Annotated in this window: 1 protein-coding gene and 1 pseudogene; both read left to right on the forward strand. The window is 55.1% G+C overall.

Annotation, left to right across the window (positions count from 1 at the left end):
• Positions 1 to 242, forward strand: a pseudogene (locus tag AC1DVH_RS32425) (deoxyguanosinetriphosphate triphosphohydrolase); the annotation flags it as partial.
• 178 nt (positions 243 to 420) lie between these two features.
• A partial coding sequence (locus AC1DVH_RS32430) for a response regulator (RefSeq protein ID WP_477757215.1) occupies positions 421 to 619 on the forward strand: 199 nt, incomplete at its 3' end.

The raw sequence follows: 619 nt of genomic DNA on the forward strand, positions 1-619 counted from the left end.
GTGCCTACACCACACTGGAAATCCTGCTCAACGCCTTTTGCGGCGCAGCGCTGGAGCAGCACAACGGACGTACGCCGTCGTTCAAGAGCCGTCGTATCCTTGATCTGCTGGGCAACAATGCACCCGACCCTCACGGCCCATTGCACACTTCGTTTTTGCGCATGATTGATTTCATCGCCGGCATGACCGACAGCTATGCCAGTGACATGGCCTTGGAAATGACCGGACGCGCCAGCCACTGAGGTGTATCGATTGATCAGCCATTACAGCATTCGTAATGGCTGATCTCCCCTTCAAACTCCAACAGCACTCAAGTTTCGTCGAATCGCCCTACAGCACCTGTCGAGCAAACTGATCGCTTGTCCGGCACTCTCGCGAAACAATCGCCCTCCCTTCTGTTCGACAGATGAAGTGCGCCCCATGGCCGAAGACGATCTACGCATCCTCGTGGTGGAAGACCATCCCTTCCAACTAATAGCCACTCAGTACTTGCTGGAAAGTTATGGCTTCACCCGGCTGACTACCTCCGATAGCGCCAAAAGCGCCATGCAGAAAATGCTCGGGGCCGACCAACCGTTCGACATTCTTTTATGCGATCAATGCCTGCCCGATCTGACGG

Source organism: Pseudomonas sp. P4_C3 (assembly GCF_056402075.1).